Source organism: Streptomyces sp. 12E (genome assembly GCF_055633275.1).
Window position 1 is genome coordinate 6,667,806 of record NZ_JBVNCJ010000001.1, and the last position, 16,301, is coordinate 6,684,106.

The window sequence follows — 16,301 nt, forward strand, 5'->3', positions numbered from 1 at the left end:
CTGCTGATGACCGGCGGGCGGCCCGGGGTGAGGACATACGCCCTCGGTGCGTCTCGTCGGCCCGCCGGGTATGACGGGCCGACGGGCGGCGTGGACACCGGCCGGCGTCCGTCGGCAGGGCACGGACGCGGCCTTGGCGTCAGCGGAGTCCGGTCACCAGGAGGACTTGGTCACTCCGGGCAGGAAACCGGCGTGTGCCTGTTCCCGGGTGCGGACCCGGGACAGACCGAACTTGCGAAGGTAGCCGCGGGGGCGGCCGTCCACGCTGTCGCGGTTGCGCACTCGAGTGGCGCTGGCGTTGCGTGGTTGCCGGCGCAGCTCCGCCAGTGCGCTCCGACGCTCGTCCTCGGTCGACGAGGGGCGGCGGACGATCTCCTTGAGTTCGGCCCGCCGGGCGGCGTACCGCTCGACGGTTTCCCTGCGCTTCTCGTTCTGTGCGATCTTGCTCTTCTTCGCCATCAGACCTTCCCTCCGCGTGCCCGGATCCGTGCCACGGCCGCCTCGATGCCGATGGCGTCCACCGTCTTGATCGCCTTGGCGCTCAGCGTCAGACGGACATGGCGGCCCTCGCTGGGGAGCCAGTAGCGCTTGTGCTGGATGTTCGGGTCGAAACGGCGCGAGGTGCGCCGGTGCGAGTGGGAGATCTTGTTGCCGAAGCCCGGTTTGGCGCCGGTCAGTTGGCAGTGGGCGGACATGGGTGTTACCTGCCTCTCTGCAGCCACTGGCTATTGGTAATGGCAATCATTCTCATATACTAGCCTCATGGCACGCAACGAACTTCGCCCGGTCATCAAGCTGCGCTCCACCGCGGGCACCGGCTTCACCTACGTCACCCGCAAGAACCGGCGCAACAACCCCGACCGGATGGTGCTGCGCAAGTACGACCCCGTCGTCGGCCGCCATGTCGACTTCCGCGAAGAACGCTGAAATCCCCCTCCGTCCCGCCCCTCCGAGAGGTTCTCCTCAGCCATGAAGCCCGGCATCCACCCCGCCTACGGCCCTGTCGTCTTCCGTGACACCGCCTCGAACCACGCTTTCCTCACCCGCTCCACGATGACCAGCGACAAGACGATCGAGTGGGAGGACGGCCATACCTACCCGCTCGTCGATGTCGAGATCTCCTCGGTGAGTCACCCCTTCTACACCGGCACCGCCCGCGTCCTGGACACCGCCGGCCGGGTCGAACGCTTCGAGCGCCGCTACGGGGCCCGGTGATGGGGCAGGAGCCTCGACTGCCCGTCGTACTCGTCGCCGGACTCCATGCGGACGCACGCAGGGAGGTCGTCGACTGGCTTCTGAAGGCCGTGCCCGGCAGCGTCGCCCTGTACCACGACCTGACCGGCGCGGGCAGTGGGACCGTACGCCGCCTGATCCGCGACGCCTCAGGCGACCTGTCCCGGGGGGAGACCCCGCTGATCAACGACTGTGCGTGCTGCGCACTGCGCGAGGACCTCGTCCCCGAGCTGGAACGGCTGGCAGGCGGCGGCCTGACCCGGCTCGCCGTCGTCGAACTGTGGGACTCGGTCGAACCGAAGGCGATGGCGGAGGTCGTCGCGGCGCACGAGGGGGACGACCTGGTCCTCACCAACGTGATCACCGCTGTGGACCCAGCACTCGTACTGCCCTACCTGGCCAACGGCGACGATCTGTCCGAAGTCGGCCTGGAGGCCGCCCCCGCCGACCAGCGCACCGTCGGCGACACCTGGGCCCGGCAGTTGGAGTACGCGCCCGTCCTCGCCCTGGTCGACAACGAGGAGGCGGACAGCGAGGACCGGGCGCTCCTCACGCAACTGCACCCCACCGCCCGTCAGGTGGCGGCGGGCTCCGGCGAACTCGCCGAGGTCGCCTTCGCCGGCTTCGACGTCGAGTCGGCGGCCGCCGCCCAGCATCCGGCGTGCGCACTACTGCCCCAGGAAGCCGACGAGGCCGGTGTGGCCACGCTCGTATGGCGTCGTCGCAGGCCCTTCCACCCCGGGCGTCTTTACGAGGCGTTGGAGGACCTGTGCTGCGCGGCCGCGCGCAGTCGCGGCCGGTTCTGGCTCGCCGACCGCCCCGACACCCTGCTCGCCTGGGACGCCGCGGGAGGCGCGCTGTGCGTGGAGAACGCCGGTCCGTGGCTGGCCTCTCTGCCCGACGCCGCGTGGGAAATGGTTCCGCCCATGCGGCGGGCCGCCGCGTCACTGGACTGGCACCCCGAACACGGCGACCGCTGCCAGCATCTCGTCTTCACCTCCCCGGACCTGGACCGGGAGGGACTCGAGCAAATCCTCGAATCCTGCCTGCTGACGGACGCCGAGTACGCCGCCGGGCGCGAGGCGTGGAAGCACCTGCCCGCCGTCTTCAACAGCCTCCTCGACTCCGCCTGACCCCTCCGACGACTCTCCATGCTCAAGGAGCAACGCCCATGGCCCGCCGCCAGGAATCCCGTAAGCCCGTCAAGCCTCGCCCCAACCCGCTCGACGCTGCCAAGATCACCTACATCGACTACAAGGACACCGACCTGCTGCGCAAGTTCATCTCCGACCGCGGCAAGATCCGCAGCCGCCGCGTCACCCGCGTCACCGCCCAGCAGCAGCGCCAGATCGCCACTGCTATCAAGAACGCCCGGGAGATGGCTCTCCTGCCCTACCCGGGTAATGCAAACGGCCGCTGACTCCTCGTGCGGGCTACCGCTGAAAGGGTGGTTCGTGATTCGTTGACCGGCGATCACCGCGCGGAAGGACCGGCATCGTTCGGCCAGCGGTCACCGGCAGGTACTCGATGCGGGAGATCGTGGACGCGGCCCTCTACCAGGGCCGGCGTATCTGCCCGGGGGCCGCCTCTTGCACGACCTGCCGCCGAAGGGCGCGAGGTACTACCACTTCGCCGGGAGAGCAGAGGCCTACGGCCTGCTCCCCTGTGGCGGCGTTCCGGCTGTCCGCTCGGTCTGTCCGGACGCGGAGGCGGGCTGCCGTTCCGCGTCAGGGTCAGTCGCACCGGGGCCCGATGCGGTGGCTCCGCCTTGGATGATCCGGGGAGTCCATCCGCTGCCCCGCTTTCCTCCTTCATGGCGCGGGCCTCGGCCTTGAGGATGCGGGCCGGCCTGCCTGCGGATCGGGCCAGTCCAGGGCCCTTCTCGGCGACGAGAACAGCTATGGCGACGATGAGGACGATGGCGAGTTCGCTCAGTCCGAACACGAGTGTCCTGCTCTCTTTTCCGGGGGCCGGGCCTGAATGGCGCGAGCGTAGCGGCGGTGGCCGTCGTCCGGCCTGGGCCGGTAGAGACGTTCACCGTCACCGTCACCGTCACCATCACGCACCACGTCGACGTGCCCGGCCGCCTCCGGCAACCGGAGCGTGCGGCAGACGGTGGCCAGCCCCACCGCCACGCCGTCCCTGACCGGAGCGGCATGCAGGGTCTGCGCCGGGACGAAACCGTCGCAGGCGTGCGGGGCCCCGAGGACCGCGGCTCGCCGCGGGTTCGTGCGCCACTCGCTGCGGGCCGTTCCGTACATGAGTGTGCCTCCCGTCGCATCCGGACGCCCTCGTGATCCGGTCGGGCGACCGCCGTCGGACTCCGGTGGCCGTGCTCGAGATCGCATACCTGCCCGGTGGCCCCGGGCGGCGCAGCTGGAGCACGGCCAGGGTGAAGGAGACGCCGTCGACGGCGGCGGCCTTGCCGTGACGGACGACGAGACCACGGACGTCCAACAGAACACCGTTCATCGGGAGTGCCGTTCCTCCTTGGGCAGTCCGGTCGCCGGGCGGGGGAGCTCAGCCCCGCAGGAACCCCGGGAAGGCCAGGGCGAGGGCGAAGCCGGGCGGCCGCAGCAGGGTGCGGCGGGCGACGGGCGGCAGCAGGAACTCCGGTACGGCGGCCGGCATCGCGGCGACGGCCCCGGCCGACCCCCGGTCCCGTATCAGCACGGGTGCGACCAGGGCGGACGCCAGCAGGAGCGCCACGTCCGACGAGCAGGCAGTCAGGGCCAGCGACACCCGGAGCCCGTGATCACGGAGGGCAGGACCTCGGCCCCCGGCACCCAGGGGGTGCCGAGATCGCCGTGGAGCAGGCCGGACACCCATGTCCCCAGCAGGGACAGGGGGCCGGCCTCCAGACCGAGGTCCCGCGGTACGGCGTCCAGGGCCCTCGTGCCGGCTCCTGCTCGGCGGACCGGGCGCGCAGCACGGTCAGTGCCGGGTCCCTGCCGGACAGCCAGGGCAACAGCCCGAAGGACGCCAGGACGGCGACCAGACAGACGACGCGGGTCGCTCCCGCAGGACCGGCCCTTGCTCGACGTGGGTGTCCGCCGTGACCAGTTCCCGTTCGCACGGGTCTTGGGCGGCGCCGACCAAGCCGGCCATCACCCTGGATGACCCGTTCGGATGTCGCGAGGGCGCGTCACGCCCCGTCGTCGGACTCCGTGCGGGCCTTCGCCGCCCGTCGCAGCCGGTGGTGGCGTGCCCGGTCCCGCTCCGCGACGACGTCGCCGACCATCGTCCGCACGACGTCCCGCAGCCCGTGCAGCGCGTGGTGGCGGGAGGGGCCCGCGGCGGGGTCCTGCCGCAGTTCCCTCAACAGCGCCCAGCACAGCAGCAGCATGACGACCACGAACGGCAGCGCCACCAGGATCGTCGCCGTCTGCAGCGAGTCCAGCCCGCCCACCACCAGCAGCACCGCCGCCACCGCCGCCATCAGCACGCCCCACGCCACGACCAGCCACGACGGCGGGTGCAGCGCCCCGCGGCTGGTCAGGGAGCCCATCACCAGCGACGCCGAGTCGGCGCTCGTGATGAAGTAGGTCATGACCAGGACCATCGCGACGAACGACGTGACCGTGCCGATCGGCAGCGCGTCCAGCATCGCGAACAGCGACGCCTCGACACCGTCCTCCATCGCGCCCGCGAGGTCCGCCTGCCCGGTCGATTCGACGCGGAGCGCCGTGCCGCCCATCACGCAGAACCAGACGACGGTCGCCCCGCTCGGCACCAGCAGCACGCCGACGAGGAACTCACGGATGGTCCGGCCGTGCGAGATGCGGGCGATGAACGTCCCCACGAACGGCGCCCACGACAGCCACCAGGCCCAGTAGAAGATCGTCCAGGCGCCCAGCCAGGCGTGGTCGGAGAAGGCGCCGGTCCGCGTGGCCATGGGCAGCAGGTTCTGCAGGTAGCCGCCGACGGACGCCGGGATCGTGTCCAGAATGTAGACGGTCGGCCCGAGCAGGAAGACGAACACCATCACCGCCGCCACGAGCACGATGTTCAACGTCGACAGCCACTTGATGCCCCGGTGCAGTCCGGAGAAGGCCGAGACGACGAACGCCGCCGACAGCGCCGCGATGATGACCAGCTCCGTGGTCCGGGAGACGCTCACCCCCACCGTGAGGTCGAGACCCTCGGCCACCTGCAGCGCGCCCAGCCCCAGGCTCGTCGCCGTGCCGAAGACGGTCGCGAACACGGCGAGCAGGTCGATCGCCCTGCCCTGCCACGACTCGGCCCGCCGGGCCCCGATGAGCGGTACGAACGCGGCGCTGAGCCGATTGCCGCGGCCCTTGCGGAACACGGCGTACGCCAGGGCGAGCCCCACGATCCCGTAGATCGCCCACGGGGTGAGCGTCCAGTGGAAGAACGAGTACTCCAGAGCCGTGCGCGCCGCCGCGCCGGATCCGGGGCGCACGCCGCTCGCCGGGGGCGGCACCAGGTAGTGCGTGAGCGGTTCGCCGACGCCGTAGAACATCAGGCCGATGCCCATGCCGGCGCTGAACATCATCGCGATCCAGGCGAGGTTCCCGAACTCCGGCGCGGAGTCGTCCTCGCCCAGCCTGATCCGGCCGAACCGGCTGAAGGCGATCACCAGGCACAGGACCAGGAACACGTCCGCGGCGACCACGAACAACCAGCCGAAGTTGTCCAGGACCCACGCCAGACTCGTGGAGGAGGCGCCGTCGAAGGACTCCTCGCCGAGCCAGGCCCACAGAACCAAGGCGACGACGGCGGCCATCCCGACGCCCACGAGGACGCGGTCGGGCGCACCGGTGGCGGGAGGGGCGGGCGCGGATCCCGACGGAGTCCGGTCGATCGGTTCCATGCTCATGAAGATCCACTATGGGACGCGTGCCGCCACGGCGGCGGACGGCACGCCGCCCGGCGGCCGAGAAGCGAGAAGGATGTGCGGCGCATCGCGCACCGGGCCGCCGGCCCCTCGGCCGTAGCCCTCGACGAGTCCGTCGGACGATCTCCGAGCGAGTCCGCCCCACTCCGGACCGGACACTCACCGGCGCCCGGTACCGCGGTGCCTTTCGTCCCTCCACGCACCGCAAGACGGGCGGCCGGAGCGTTCCACGCACGGCAGGGCACCGGGCCCGCCGCCGTACCGCAAGCCCTCGAACCGGAGCCGGCCGGCCTCGATCGACGCACCGATCCCCTGTCCGACCGGGGACATTTTCGGTTCACCGCCCCGGACTCGGCAGAGCGGTGTCCGGTGAAGAGGTCGAGCCGTCCGCATAACGGTCTCGCATCGCTTCCTGGCGCTTTCGCCGATTACTCATGGTCATGTGGGATGCGTCACTAAACATCTCGTGAAGACCGTGGTAGAACTGCGCAACTCCGCAGGTGGCACCACCCCTCGCCATCACACGGGGCGTCGGCACACGCGCCGACTGCATGACCAGGGTGATCACGCTCCGAGTCCGCGGAGCAGGCCCCGGGATCGCCGATCGGACAGCGGCGTTCGCTCAACGACAGCACACCGTCCCGGCACAGTTCGCTGTGCGCCGGTCCTGCGCCATCGAGGTAGCCATAGTGTCACTCGACTCCATCACCCGGTCCGTCGACGAGGCCGTCAGCGGATTCTTCGAGCCCATAGCCACCTGGCTCGGGGAAGTCGTCTTCTATGCCGTTCCCGTCGGGGGTACGGACCTTCCGCTCATCGTCGCCTGGCTGGTGGTCGCCGGTCTGGTGTTCACCGGCTGGTTCGGTCTCGTCCAGCTGCGCAAGTTCGGGCTCGCCCTCGACGTGGTGCGCGGAAAGTACGACGAGAAGGGGTCGGCCGGCGAGGTCAACCACTTCCAGGCGCTGACCGCCGCCGTCTCCGGCACGGTCGGTCTCGGCAACATCGCCGGCGTGGCCGTCGCCGTCTCCATCGGCGGCCCCGGCGCCACGTTCTGGATGATCCTGTGCGGCCTGCTGGGCATGGCCACCAAGTTCGTCGAGGTCACCCTCGGTGTGAAGTACCGGGAGGTGCACGCCGACGGCACCGTCTCCGGCGGCCCCATGCACTACCTCCCGAAGGGCCTGGCCGACCGCTTCGGCGCGGGCGGCAAGAAGCTCGGCAAGGTCCTCGCGGTCCTGGCCTCCTTCATGATCCTGTTCTTCGGCCTCTTCGGCGGCAACCTCTTCCAGGTCAACCAGTCCTACGCGCAGCTGGTCTCCGTCACCGGCGGCGAGGACGGCGCACTCGGCTCCTCCGCCGGCGCGCTGTTCTTCGGCGTCCTCGTCGCCGCGCTCGTCGGCATCGTGCTGCTCGGCGGCATCCGCTCCATAGCCAACGTCACCAGCAGGCTCGTGCCCGCCATGGCCGGCATCTACATCGCCGCGTGCCTGGCCGTGATCCTGGTCAACGTCACCGCCGTCCCGGACGCGATCGCCACGATCATCGAGGGCGCCTTCAACCCCGAGGGCGTCGCCGGCGGTGTGCTCGGCGCGCTGATCATCGGCTTCAAGCGGGCCGCGTTCTCCAACGAGGCCGGCCTCGGCTCCGCCCCCATCGCCCACTCCGCGGTCAAGACCAAGCACCCCGCCAGCGAGGGCCTGGTCGCCCTGCTGGAGCCGTTCATCGACACCGTCGTCATCTGCACGATGACCGCGCTGACCATCGTCATCGCCAACCCCGCCAGCTGGGGCGAGGCGCGCGCTGGCGAGGACATCGGCGGCGTCACCATCACCTCCGACGCCTTCGAGACCGTCCTGCCCTGGTTCCCGTACGTCCTCACCGTCGCGGTGCTGCTGTTCGCCATCTCCACGGTGCTGACCTGGGGCTACTACGGCCTCAAGGCGTGGACGTACCTCTTCGGCCGCAGCCGGGCCAGCGAGGTGACGTACAAGGTCGTCTACACCGTGTTCGCGGTCGCCGGCTCCCTGCTGACCCTGCAGACCCTGATCGACCTGGCCGACGCCGTGCTGTTCATGCTCGCCGTCATCAACATCATCGGCCTCTACCTCCTCGCCCCGGTCGTCAAGCGCGAGCTCGCCTCCTTCCTGGAACACGTCCGAGCCCGCAAGGCCGGCGAGATCGCGGACGACGAGTCCGGCGAAGACCGGGAGTCGATGAAGAGCACCGTCTGACCGCACCCCCTGCGGCCCGGCTCCTCGAGGGCGTTCCCGGCCGAAGGCCGGGGAGGGCCCGCGCACACCTCGCGCCTTGGTGTGGGCGGGCCCGCTCGCTTTGTCCTCCTCCTGTCGGTTCCCGCAGGTGGAATGCGCTCCGGAGGCATGCCTCGAAAGACGATGAGGGTGGGGCGACACGGTTCCCGGCGTCCGCTCCCGACCGGTGTCATCGCTCCCGTGGTGCCGGTGGGTCCGTTCGGGGGCGACTCCCGTCGTCCCGCGGGGTGTGAGGAGCGGGAGCGCGGTTAAACGCTTGCAATGAGCAGCTATCCCGAGAGGTTGACGTCGAGTGACGGCGGGCGTCCGTCCGGGGTCCCCCCGTCTTCGTCCGCCAGCGGGCTGCCGGGAGGGGGCGTCGCTCCGATGCAGCCCCGGCGGGACGGTGAGGGCAGCCTGGCGCACGTGGTCGAGACCCTGCTGGACAAGGGGCTCGTCCTCAACGCCGACATCATGGTCTCGGTGGCCGGGGTGGAGCTGCTGGGCATCCGGCTGCGTGCGGCGCTGGCCTCGTTCGAGACCGCCGCCCGTTACGGGCTGGAGTTCCCCTCCGGCACGGACACGGAGACCGCCGCGTGGCGGCAGTCCCGTGAGGAGAAGGAGACCTGCCCGGCCTGCGGCAAGCGCGCTCCCGTGGAGCAGCTGCTGAACCAGTGGTGCCCTTGGTGCGGCTGGCGCAGCGCCCAGGCCCGGATGGCGGAGGAGGACACCGGACGGACCCCGGGAGTCCTGACGGCCGGTGAGGACCGCGCCGCCGCCGTCGACGGGAGCGGGACCGCCGAAACCGGCCCGCCCTCCCGCGCGGAACGGGAGCCGGAGCGGCGTGATGGCTGACCGGCCTCCGATGCGGCCCGTCCGGGACCCGCGGGTGACCCTGGACGACCTGGTGGAGGTCCTGCTGAACAAGGGCGCGGTGCTGCACCTGGACCTCATCGTCGCAGTGGCCGACATCCCCTTGATCGGCGTCTCGGTCCGGGCCGCCGTCGCGGGGATGGAGACGATGCTCGAGTACGGCATGATGCGCCACTGGGACGAGGCCACCCGCGCCTGGGCCGAGCGGTCCGTCGCGCGCCGCGCCCTCGGGCTGCGGGAGGGCGAGAGCGTCGTCCGCACGATGAGCGGCGGCCACTTGCTGAGGGGGGACGTCTACAAGGGGTGGCGGCCCGGCACCGTCCACCTCACCGATCAGCGTCTCGTCGTCCTGCGCGACGAACCGCGCGAGATCCTCTGGCAGACGGAGCTGACCGCGGTGCGCGCCGTGCGGCTGGTGCCGGAGCGGACCGTCGGGGGCGAGGAACGCCTGCGCGTGGAGGTGACGTCGGCCGACGGCCGGCGGGAACTGCTCTCCGCGCGGGCGCCCGAGGAACTGCACGACCTGCTCACCCGGGCCTGCGCCGGGCGCCTGGCGCCCGCCCTCCCGCGCGGGCCCGCCCCGGACGAGGAGCCTCCGCTCGCCCAGGGGCATCTGTGGTTCCAGGAACCGCGCCGCTCGGGTCCGGTGTGGCGCGGTGGGCAGGCGCGGCTGACCGCCGACCGGCTGGTCTGGAAGTCGCCCGTGGACTCCAGGCCGGCGCTGGTGCTGTCCACGGCCGACATCACCGGGGTGCGACGGCTGCCCGGGCACGCCCCCGCCGGCGGGGGCGACGTCCTGGTGGTCGGCACCACCGCGGACGGCGAGGTGCGGCTCGCGGCGGACGATCCGGTCGCCTGGGAGCAGCGGCTGAACGCCGTCTCCCCCGTGGCGGCCGTCGGATGACGAACTCGGCACAGCACAGGAAGGGTGGGAGAACGGCATGCCGTTGACCGTCGACGAGAAAAGCCTGAAACACGGGGTGCTCTCCCTCGTGGTCACCTTGGTGGAGGTCATCCAGGAGGCGCTGGACCGGCAGGCCCTGCGCCGCATCGAAGGCGGTGACCTGAGCCCCGAGGAGGCCGAGCGCCTGGCGGACGCCCTGCTGGAGCTGGACGAGGCGATGGAGCAGATCAAGGAGGACCACGGCATCGTCTCCTCGGTCGCCGACCTGCACCGAGGCCTGGACGACGTGGTCGACGACGTCGTGGACAAGCTGATCAACCCCCGGCGCTGGGCGGAGGAGGCCGGCCGATGACGGAGCACACCGCGCTGTACGTGTACGCCGTGATCCCGGACCGGCGGGACGCCGCCGACGGCGTCACGGGGCTCGACGGGCGCCCGGTGCGCGTGGTCGGCGTCCCCGGCACCGGCGTCGCCGCACTGGTGCACGACGCCGCACCGGCCCCTTTCCAGGGCGGCGACGAGCAGGTGCGCCGCTGGGTGGCGGAACAGAGCCGGGCGGTCACCACCGTCTGGGAGCGCACCGGCGGCCTCCTGCCGATGACCTTCAACGTCCTGGTCGCCGACGACCCCGCCTCCGGCCGGAGCGCCGAGCAGTGCCTGGCCGACTGGATCAGGGAGCAGGAGGACGACCTCACCGGCCGGCTCGAGGCGCTGGCGGGCCGCTGCGAACTGAGGGTGGAGATCACCCTGGACCGCGCGGCCGTGACCGCCGGCGACCCGGTGAGGGACACGCCGGAGGACGGGAGCGGCGGCAGGTCCCCCGGCATGCGGAGGCTGCTCGCCAAGCAGCGGGAGCAGCGCGCACGGGAGGCGGCCGGGGAACTCGCCGACGCACTGCACGCCGGGATACGCCGCCGCCTGCTGTCGGTCGCCGAGGACCTCCGCGACCGCGCGTTCACCCGGCGCGCCGACGACGAGACGGACGTCCTGTCCGCGGCCCTGCTCGTCCGGGGCGAGGACATCGACGCCGTCGGCGCCGTTCTGAGCGACGCGCGAGCCGGTCAGCCGGCCCTCCGCATCCGCTTCCTGGGCCCCTGGCCTCCGTACTCCTTCGCCGAAACCCGGCCCCAGGAGTACGCGGAGCACCCCTAGAGGCGTGCGGGACGAGGTGCGGGTCACGGGTCCGCACGCCGAAGCCCCCGGCCGAGGCGCGGAACGCGGACGCACCGGGCACCCGCCGGCCGGACGGGGATCTGGCCGGCCCGCCGCCGGTCTCCGGGGCGTTCGGGCCCGCCGGACCCCGGCGCACGGGGGGCACGGGCCCGATGGCCCCCCGTGCGGGCCCGGGCGGCCCCTGTCCCGGTCGCCGCCGCCCGCGTGACCCTGTCATCGGGAGAGAAGGCCTTTTCCGGAGGTGTACGTGATGTTCTCACCTGTCGCCGTCGGGGTCGACGGTTCACCCGGGAGCCTCGCCGCCGCCGAGTGGGCGGCCCGCGAGGCCGTCCGCAGCGGGCGGCCGCTACGGCTGCTGCACGTGCGGAACCGACACCCGCGCCAGGACGGGACGGAGATCGCCCGTGCGGCCGAGAGGCACCGGGCGCGGCGAGTCCTGCGGGCGGCGGAGGAACGCGTCCTGGCCGCCTGCCCCGAGGCACGGCCCTACGACGAGCAGGTCGAGGGACCGGCGACCGCCGCCCTGGTGAAGGCGGCGGGCGACGCCGAGGCGCTGGTGCTGGGCTCGCGCGGGCCGGGCCGCGTCACCGGGCTGCTCGTGGGCCCGGTCGCGCTCGGAGTCGTGGCGCGGGCCACCCGTCCCGTCGTCCTCGTACGGGCCGGCACGGCGGGGGAAGCGTCCGGCGCCGGCCGCCGGGACGTGGTGCTCGGCGTCGACGTCGCGGAGCCGTGCGACGAGGTGATCGCGTTCGCCTTCGAGGCGGCCCGCCGGCGCCGGGCACGGCTGAGGGCGCTGTACGCCTGGCGCGCGCCCGACCCGCTCACCCCGGGACCGGGTGAGGTCGGCCTGGTGGGCGGTCCGCAGCGGGCCGAGGAATGGCTGCGTTTCCTGTCCGCCGTGCTCCAGGTGTGGCGCGACAAGTACCCCGACGTGGAGGTTCTCGAGACCGTGGCCGAGGGCAGGCCCGCCAGGGCCCTGGTGAAGGCGGCGTCCGGTGCGGAACTGCTGGTCGTCGGGCGCCGGCTCACCGACCGCCCGCGGACGCCGCGCACCGGCCCGGTCACCCACGCCGTGATCCGGCACACCGGCTGTCCCGTGGCCGTCGTGCCCCGTCACTGACCCACCGGGAGCGAGACCCTCCCGCCGAGGACGGCCTCGGCGGCCCGTACGGGAGCCGGGGAGGCGCCCGTCGGCCGCGGAGCGGCCCCGCCCGTCGTCCACGGCCGGGGGCCGGCCTGCGTGGGGCGGCGGGGCGGACCTCTCCCGCACGGGATCCTCCGGGGCTTCCCGGCGCGTGCGGTGGCGGGCTTTCGAACGGCGTTGCGGCAAAGGGACGACCGGCCTGCCGGCCGGGTCCGCGCGCCGGGCGGCAGGAGAGTCCCGCCCCGCCGCACCGGACCGCGCCGTCGGCCGTACCGGCCGTGACAGGCGTCCGGAACCGAAGGCGCTCCCGGGCGCCGACCGGCGGACCCCGCACCGTCATCCAGCGGGAGTAGTCGGCCGTGGTCCGCCGTGCGACGGCATGCCCGTTCGGGCATGCTCATCGCGGGGCAGACCCGTACATCCCGACCCGTCGGACGGAGGCGTCCTTGAAGACGACCCTGCGCATGGTCCTGGCCACCGCGCTGGCCACCGGCGCCCTGTCGGCCGTGCCACCGGTCACGGCCGCGTCGACCACGGCCGAACCACCCCGGTACGTCGCGCTCGGCGACTCCTACGCGGCCGCCCCACTGGTGCCGCCGCCCGATCCGGCCGACCCGATGTGCCTGCGCTCCCTGTCCGGCTACCCGCACGTCGCGGCCGAGAAGCTCGGCGCGCGGCTCACCGACGTCACCTGCTCCGCCGCCACCGCCGACCATCTGAGCACGTCCCAGTACCCGGGCACCGCACCCCAGTACGACGCGCTGACGCCCGCCACCGACATCGTCAGCGTCACCATCGGCGGCAACGACACCGACGTCTTCGGCGAAGCGCTGGGCTGCGTCAACATCCTGCCCGAGCCCTACGGCACCAGCTGTGCGGAGGAGAACACCGCGGGCGGCGCCGACGAGGTCAGGGCCCGCATCGACGCCTGGGCACCGGTCTTCGGCACCGTGCTGGACGAGATCGCCCGGCGCGCGCCGAACGCCGGGGTCTTCGTCGTCGGTTACGGCAACTACCTCCGTCCCGGCGGCTGCCATCCCGCCCAGCCCTTCTGGAAGCAGGACGCCGACTACCTCCAGGGCGTGATCGACCACCTCAGCGACGTACTGAGGCGCACGGCCGAGGAACACGGCGCCGCCTTCGTCGACACCTACACCCCGGGGATCGGACACGACATCTGCGCCGCCCCCGCCGACCGCCACATCGAGGGCCTGGTCCCCGCACGTCCGGCCGCGCCCCTGCATCCCAACGCCTCGGGGGCCCGGGCGATCGGAGACGTCCTCGCCGCGGCCGTCCGCGGGGCGGACACCGCGCTCCCGAAGGCCTCGTGACTCCCGCGGTGTGAAGCGGGCGCGACGGCGGCCGGGCCGTTCGCCGGGAGGAACGGGACCGTCGGCCCTCGCCTTCCGGCCGTGCCCGGCACAAGGTGGAAGGGCGCAGGACCGCTGCACCAGGCGAAGGACGGGCTGGGATGTACCCCGATGACGGTTTCCGTGAACTCGGACGGCAGGAGTGCCTGCGGCTGATGGCCGGGGCGCCCGTCGGCCGCATCGTCTTCACGCGCCGGGCCCTGCCCGCCGTGCTGCCGGTCGACTTCCGCCTGGACGCCGACGGGGCGGTCCTGCTGCGTGCCGCCGCCGGTTCCGAACTGGTCCGCGCGGTCGACGGCGCGGTGGTCGCCTTCGAGGCCGACGACGTCGACGCCGCCCGGCACGCCGGCTGGAGCGTGGTGGTCACGGGCCCGGCCGCGGTGGTGACCGATCCCGCCGAGCACCGCCGTCTGGTCCGCACCGGACCGGTCTCCTGGGCGCCCTCGGCGCGGGAGGTCTTCGTCCGGGTCGAGGCCGAACTGGTCACCGGGCGCGAGCTCGTCGGCGGACGTTCCCTGTACGGGGTGAGCCTGGCGGTCGCGGACGGATGACGGCCGCCACCGGGGCGCGGCGGTCGGTCCCGTCGTCCGGGAGGGCGGGTTCCGCGTCCCCGCGCCGGGCCGGCTCCCGCCCGTGTCCGCCGCCCCGCCCGCCGACGGGCGCGTCCTCCCGCCGGACCGGGCGCCTGACGCGCCGTGGACCGGTCCGCCGGCCGGCCCCCGGTGCTCGCCGCCGCGGGTCCGGTCCGGGGCAGTGGGGCCGATCGGCCCTGGTCTCCCGTCCCCGCGTTGCGCAAGATGTGAGGGCCGGGGGATCCCGACGGCGTGGACGATCACACAGCGCGGAACGAGGAGCAGTCGATGGCGGACGGCGAGCAGCCGGGACCCGGCAGCCCGATCCGGGTCTTCCTGCTGGACGACCACGAGGTGGTCCGGCGCGGAGTGCACGACCTGCTGAACGACGAACCGGACATCACCGTGGTCGGCGAGGCCGCCACCGCGGAGCAGGCCCTGGTCCGCGTCCCCGCCCTGCGCCCCCGGGTCGCGGTCCTGGACGTACGGCTGCCGGACGGGGACGGGGTGAGCGTGTGCCGCGAACTGCGCTCGGCCATGCCCGACCTGGCCTGTCTGATGCTGACCTCGTTCGACGACGAGGAGGCCCTGCTCGACTCGATCATGGCCGGCGCGGCCGGGTACGTGCTGAAGCAGATCCGCGGCTCCGACCTGGTGACCGCCGTCCGTACGGTGGCCCGCGGCCAGTCGCTGCTCGACCCGAGCGCCACCACCCGGCTGATGGCCCGGCTGCGCGGCGGACCGCGCAAGGAGGAGCAGCCGGACGCGCTGCCCGGGCTGACCGAACGGGAGCGCGAGATCCTGGCCCTGATCGGCGAGGGACTGACCAACCGCCAGATCGGCCAGCGGTTGTACCTGGCCGAGAAGACGGTCAAGAACCACATCTCCCGGCTGCTCGCCAAGCTCGGCGTGGAGCGCCGCATCCAGGCCGCCGTCATCGCCACCCAGGTCCAGGACCGGCTGCGGCAGGAGGGCCGCTGACGGCACGCGCCGAGCCGCGCCGACCGTACCCGTGTCCGGGCAGGACCGCGGGCAGGGCCCGCCGGGCGCCGCCCGCCCGGCGGGCCCTGTCCGCTCAGTGACCGGCGGGCGTGATGCGTCGTCCCGTGAGCCGGGCGGGCCGGATCGACACCCACATCTCCCGCTCGCCCCCGGCCCACGGCAGGGTGTGGGCGCCTTCGGCCAGCCGTCGTGTCTCGTCGGGCTCCGTGACCTCCCGCGCGGGGCCGACGGCCAGCACGCTCCAGCCCCGGCTCATGGCCTCGTCCAGGTGGTCGACCTCGAAGGCGACCTCCGATCCCACGGCCGCCGCGGGCACCGAGCCGGGGGCGGTCCGGAACACGATCGCGCCGTCGACGACCTCGTAGTTCACCGGGACCACCGCGGGCCCCTCGGACGTCGTCACCGCGACGCGCCCCACACCGTGCGTGGAGAGCAGGGCGCGGCACTCCTCCGGCGCGAGGTCGTGGAGCTCCGGGTGCAGCAGCGCAGCGCCCCGGCCGGGCGGCAGATCGACTCCGCCGCCGCGCAACGCCCGGACACTGGTGTCCAGCGCCCCGGCCAGCCGGACGAGGGTCGCCTGACTCGGATCGCCCGGGTGCTCCTCGAGGTAGGCCAGGTAGTCCGGCGACATCCGGGCGCGGCGGGCCGTCTCCTCCCGGCTCAGGCCCCGCCGCTCGCGTTCGGCGGCCACCCGCCGGCCGATGTCACCGGGGTCGGGCTCGTGCCCGGGGGGCCTGACGCGGGCGTCGGGCCCGGGGAACACCAGCGACACCTCGTGCGTGTCCGACCAGCGCACGTCGTACGGGGGTGTGCCGTCCTCGTGGCGCAGTCCGACGATCTCGCCGTCGCGCCGGGCGGCGCCGGTCTCCGGACTCTCGATGACGAGGTGGTCGCCGAGGTGAGCTCGCATGATCGCCGCTCCT

Annotated in this window: 18 protein-coding genes; 13 read left to right on the top strand and 5 right to left on the bottom strand. The window is 72.9% G+C overall.

What is annotated here, in order from left to right:
- Positions 1-153 precede the first annotated feature (153 nt).
- Positions 154-459, bottom strand: coding sequence for a 30S ribosomal protein S14 (rpsN, locus tag ACZ8ZB_RS30580; RefSeq protein ID WP_470740841.1), 306 nt, complete (start codon positions 457-459; stop codon positions 154-156).
- Positions 459-695, bottom strand: a complete 237-nt coding sequence (rpmB, locus tag ACZ8ZB_RS30585) for a 50S ribosomal protein L28 (RefSeq protein ID WP_073935408.1) — start codon at positions 693-695, stop codon at positions 459-461. Before rpmB ends, rpsN begins: the two co-directional genes overlap by 1 nt.
- A gap of 67 nt (positions 696-762) precedes the next feature.
- Here rpmB and rpmG point away from each other — a divergent pair, with 67 nt between their 5' ends.
- Genes rpmG through rpsR form a run of 4 tightly spaced genes read left to right on the top strand, consistent with a single transcriptional unit; the run spans position 763 to position 2,653 of the window.
- Positions 763-927 carry a 50S ribosomal protein L33 gene (rpmG, locus tag ACZ8ZB_RS30590; RefSeq protein ID WP_073935409.1) on the top strand — a complete coding sequence of 55 codons (165 nt, stop codon included), beginning with the start codon at positions 763-765 and terminating at the stop codon, positions 925-927.
- 42 nt (positions 928-969) lie between these two features.
- A complete protein-coding gene (locus tag ACZ8ZB_RS30595; protein WP_073935410.1) occupies positions 970-1,215 on the top strand; it encodes a type B 50S ribosomal protein L31 in 246 nt (81 codons plus the stop codon).
- On the top strand, positions 1,215-2,366 hold the full coding sequence (locus ACZ8ZB_RS30600) for a CobW family GTP-binding protein (RefSeq protein ID WP_470740842.1): 1,152 nt from the start codon (positions 1,215-1,217) through the stop codon (positions 2,364-2,366). The genes ACZ8ZB_RS30595 and ACZ8ZB_RS30600 overlap by 1 nt, the downstream gene beginning before the upstream one ends.
- A gap of 38 nt (positions 2,367-2,404) precedes the next feature.
- Entirely contained in the window at positions 2,405-2,653 is a 249-nt protein-coding gene (rpsR, locus tag ACZ8ZB_RS30605) for a 30S ribosomal protein S18 (protein WP_470740843.1), read from the top strand.
- Positions 2,654-3,753: 1,100 nt separating this feature from the next.
- On the opposite strand, the gene ACZ8ZB_RS30610 is transcribed toward rpsR, so the two are convergent.
- Positions 3,754-3,975, bottom strand: coding sequence for a hypothetical protein (locus ACZ8ZB_RS30610; RefSeq protein WP_470740844.1), 222 nt, complete (start codon positions 3,973-3,975; stop codon positions 3,754-3,756).
- Positions 3,976-4,378: 403 nt separating this feature from the next.
- The gene (locus ACZ8ZB_RS30615) at positions 4,379-6,073 is read right to left on the bottom strand and encodes a BCCT family transporter (RefSeq protein WP_470740845.1); all 1,695 of its coding nucleotides are present in this window, start codon (positions 6,071-6,073) and stop codon (positions 4,379-4,381) included.
- Positions 6,074-6,780: 707 nt separating this feature from the next.
- Here ACZ8ZB_RS30615 and ACZ8ZB_RS30620 point away from each other — a divergent pair.
- The 9 genes from ACZ8ZB_RS30620 to ACZ8ZB_RS30660 all read left to right on the top strand — a co-directional run bounded on the left by ACZ8ZB_RS30620 (position 6,781) and on the right by ACZ8ZB_RS30660 (position 15,357).
- The gene (locus ACZ8ZB_RS30620; protein WP_470740846.1) at positions 6,781-8,322 is read left to right on the top strand and encodes an alanine/glycine:cation symporter family protein; all 1,542 of its coding nucleotides are present in this window, start codon (positions 6,781-6,783) and stop codon (positions 8,320-8,322) included.
- A 405-nt stretch (positions 8,323-8,727) separates the two neighbouring features.
- Complete coding sequence (locus ACZ8ZB_RS30625; protein ID WP_470740847.1) at positions 8,728-9,195, top strand: gas vesicle protein; 468 nt, start codon at positions 8,728-8,730, stop codon at positions 9,193-9,195.
- On the top strand, positions 9,188-10,117 hold the full coding sequence (locus ACZ8ZB_RS30630) for a gas vesicle protein (protein ID WP_470740848.1): 930 nt from the start codon (positions 9,188-9,190) through the stop codon (positions 10,115-10,117). Before ACZ8ZB_RS30625 ends, ACZ8ZB_RS30630 begins: the two co-directional genes overlap by 8 nt.
- Positions 10,118-10,154: 37 nt before the next feature.
- Positions 10,155-10,469 (top strand): gas vesicle protein K, encoded by a 315-nt coding sequence (locus tag ACZ8ZB_RS30635; protein WP_470740849.1) that lies wholly within the window; start codon positions 10,155-10,157, stop codon positions 10,467-10,469.
- Positions 10,466-11,269 (top strand): GvpL/GvpF family gas vesicle protein, encoded by an 804-nt coding sequence (locus ACZ8ZB_RS30640; protein ID WP_470740850.1) that lies wholly within the window; start codon positions 10,466-10,468, stop codon positions 11,267-11,269. Before ACZ8ZB_RS30635 ends, ACZ8ZB_RS30640 begins: the two co-directional genes overlap by 4 nt.
- Positions 11,270-11,540: 271 nt before the next feature.
- Complete coding sequence (locus ACZ8ZB_RS30645; RefSeq protein WP_470740851.1) at positions 11,541-12,410, top strand: universal stress protein; 870 nt, start codon at positions 11,541-11,543, stop codon at positions 12,408-12,410.
- 470 nt (positions 12,411-12,880) lie between these two features.
- Complete coding sequence (locus tag ACZ8ZB_RS30650) at positions 12,881-13,765, top strand: SGNH/GDSL hydrolase family protein (RefSeq protein WP_470740852.1); 885 nt, start codon at positions 12,881-12,883, stop codon at positions 13,763-13,765.
- Between the two features lie 140 nt (positions 13,766-13,905).
- A complete protein-coding gene (locus tag ACZ8ZB_RS30655; RefSeq protein ID WP_470740853.1) occupies positions 13,906-14,355 on the top strand; it encodes a pyridoxamine 5'-phosphate oxidase family protein in 450 nt (149 codons plus the stop codon).
- A gap of 309 nt (positions 14,356-14,664) precedes the next feature.
- Positions 14,665-15,357 carry a response regulator gene (locus ACZ8ZB_RS30660; RefSeq protein ID WP_470741618.1) on the top strand — a complete coding sequence of 231 codons (693 nt, stop codon included), beginning with the start codon at positions 14,665-14,667 and terminating at the stop codon, positions 15,355-15,357.
- Positions 15,358-15,451: 94 nt separating this feature from the next.
- On the opposite strand, the gene ACZ8ZB_RS30665 is transcribed toward ACZ8ZB_RS30660, so the two are convergent.
- Positions 15,452-16,288 (bottom strand): pyridoxamine 5'-phosphate oxidase family protein, encoded by an 837-nt coding sequence (locus ACZ8ZB_RS30665; protein WP_470740854.1) that lies wholly within the window; start codon positions 16,286-16,288, stop codon positions 15,452-15,454.
- Between the last annotated feature and the right edge of the window lie 13 nt (positions 16,289-16,301).